1 protein-coding gene is annotated in these 3,188 nt (G+C 70.1%); it reads left to right on the top strand.

Annotation, left to right across the window (positions count from 1 at the left end):
• Positions 1-3,188, top strand: a 3,188-nt coding sequence (locus Vau01_RS62780) for a LamG-like jellyroll fold domain-containing protein (protein ID WP_204015325.1), incomplete at both ends; no start/stop codon positions are given.

Genomic DNA, 3,188 nt, shown 5'->3' on the forward strand with positions numbered 1-3,188 from the left:
AAGGTCACCAGGTTCACCTACGACGGGCTCGGCCGGGTCCTCAGCGAGACCGAGACCACAAGCACGTTCCCGTCCGGGCTCACGACGACCTACACCTACGACAAGCTCGGCCGGGTCGTCACCCAGTCCGAGCCGCCGACGACCAACCGGGTCACCGGTGCGGTGCACACGTCGGTGACCACCACGGTCTACAACGCCGACGGGCAGGTCACCTCCGAGGTCGTGGCCGACACGACCGGTGGGGACGCGTCGCGCACGGAATCGGCCACCTACAACGCGCGCGGGCAGCAGGAGACGGTCACCGACTCCGCCGGCAAGACCACGCGCTACACCTACGACGCCTACGGCAACATCGTCCGGGAGACCGAACCCGACGGCGGCCAGACCTCCGCCGCCTACGACGCCGAAGGCAACCAACTCACCAACACCCTCGTCGGCTACACCGGCGACCCCAACGCACCGACGTCACCGACCGACTTCGTGCTCGAATCGCAGGCATACGACCCGTCGGGCCGGCTCGCGAGCGAGACCGACGCGATGGGCTGGGTCACCGCCTACACCTACACCGACAACGGGCTCACCGCGACGGTCACCCGCCGCGATCCGGCGTCGGGGACGACGTTCGTGATGGAGCGGAACACCTACGACGCCGCCGGCAACCTCGTCCAGCAGGTGACAAACAACGGCACCACCACCGCCACGTTCACCGTCGACGCCGCGGACCGCACCACGTCGTCCACTGTGGACCCCACCGGTCTGCGCCGCACCACCGCGTTCGACTACTCCACCGACGACGACATGGTGGGGCAGACGGTCAGCGACCCGACCGGCGTCCTCTACCGCCAGGACATCATCAACGACAAGATGGGCCGCCCGCTGGCCCGGACCGTCCACAATGGATCGTTGGCTCCGACGGCCCGCTGGCCGCTCGCCGAGTCGGCCGGCGCGTCGACGGCGCGCGACACCGGTGGCAACAGCACCGGCGCGGCGTCCAACATCACCTGGACCACCGACCGCGGCGGCGCGGCGTCCTTCAACGGCACCAGTTCCGCCATCGCCACCACCGGGCCGGTGCTCGACACCGCCCGTAGCTTCACGGTCGCGGCGTGGGTCAACCCGACGAGCGCGTCCGGCACGCGGAACCTGCTGTCGCAGGACGGCACGGCGGCCAGCGGCGTCGCGCTCGGCGTCGACGGTGCGGCGTCCGGCGTCTGGTCGTTGTCGATGGCCGACCGCGACGACGCGGCCGCGACCGCCGTCACCGTGCGGTCGCCGAACGCGGCGGCGCTCAACACGTGGACGCACGTCGCCGGCGTCGTCGACCTCTCGGCGCGCCAGCTCCGGCTCTATCTCAACGGGACGCTCGCCGCCACGCAGACGCTGCCGACGTCGTTCGTCGCATGGACCGCGACCGGACCGATGACGCTCGGCCGCGGCCGGGGAAGCACGTTCTTCGCCGGCCAACTGAGCGACGTGCAGACCTACACCCGGGCCCTGACACCGTCCGAGGTGGGCGGGGTCAGCGGCGGCACCTTGCCGGCGGCGGGATCGAGCGTCGTGCGGGAGAGCTGGGTTCTCGACCAGGACGGCCTCGTCACCGCGTCGGTCGACGAACTCGGCCGCACCACCAACTACGAACTCGACGCCGACGGCGAAACGGTCGCGACGATCTCGCCGACGGTGTCGGCGGAGACCAACGGCAACCCGGCCGTACAGGTCCGTCCGATCACGTATTCCGGATACAACACGTTCGGCGAGCAGACCGAGGTGAAGGACGCCAACGGCGGCGTGGCCACGACGCGGTACGACGCGGCGGGCCGGCCGGTGGCGATGCGGCTGCCGAGCTACACGCCGCCGGGTTCGACCACGGCGATCGTGCCGGAGTCGACCTCCACCTACAACGTCAACGGCCAGGTGGTGACGAGCACCGACCCGCTCGGCTACGTCACCAGCTACACCTACGACCAGTTCGGCCGGCTGGCGAAGGTCACCGCGCCCAACGACGGTGCCACCACGTACACCTACGACTCCGTGGGCAACCGCCTGTCGGAGACCGACCCGACCGGCGCCCGCAGCGAGACGACCTACGACTACCTCGGTCGCCCGGTGACCGACACCGACATCGTGCGGCAGACCGGCCAGCGCCACACCACCACGAACGTCTACAACACCAGTGGTTGGCAGGCCCGGCAGGTGCAGCCGAACGGGTCCTCCATCGAGGCCACCTACAACGCGGTCGGCGAGATCCTGACGAGCAAGGACGCGGCCGGATCCACGACCACGTTCGCGTACGACGGCATGGGCCGCGAGGTGCGCTCCACGCTCGCCGACGGCACGTTCGAGGCGACCACCTACGACGTGTCCGGAAACGAGGTGACCGTCCGCAAGTACGACTCCGCGGGCGTGCTGCTGTCGACGGTCTCCAACGAGTACGACCCGGCCGGCAACGTGCTCGCCGCCACGGATGCCCGCGGCACCCGGACGACGTTCGCGTACGACGGCACCGGGCTCGTCGTCTCCGAGACGCAGCCGATCAGCGCCACCGACGCCATCACGACGACGTTCGGGTACGACGCCGCCGGCAACCGGACCCGGTTCACCGACGGCCGCGGCAACCCGTTCATCACCACGTACAACGCGTGGGGGTTGCCGGAGTCGCAGATCGAGCCGGCCACCACCGCGTACCCCAACGCCGCCGACCGCACGTTCTCCCTCGTGTACGACGCGGCCGGGCAGGTCGTGTCGCAACGCTCGCCGGGCGGGGTGTCCGTCGCCAACACCTTCGACAAGATGGGCAACCTGACCAAGCAGGTCGGCGCGGGCGCCGAGGTCACCACCGCCGACCGCGCGTTCGGGTACGACGTCGCCGGGCGACTCACGTCGGCGTCGGCACCGGCCGGAACCAACACGTTCACCTACGACGACCGCGACGAGCTGCTCACCACGACCGGCCCGTCGGGCGCGGCGACGTTCACCTACAACAGCATGGGATCGGTGACCTCGCGCAAGGACGCGGCGGGCACCACCTCGTACGGCTACGACACGGCCGACCGACTGTCCACTGTGGCCAATCCGACCACCGGTGTGCAGGCGAAGTACGGCTACAACTCGCTGTCGCAGGTGAACTCGATCGCCTACGGCACGACCGGCAACAACCGGACGCTGGGATACGACACCCAGCAGCGGCT

This window comes from Virgisporangium aurantiacum (genome assembly GCF_016863635.1).
GTDB lineage: Bacteria > Actinomycetota > Actinomycetes > Mycobacteriales > Micromonosporaceae > Virgisporangium > Virgisporangium aurantiacum.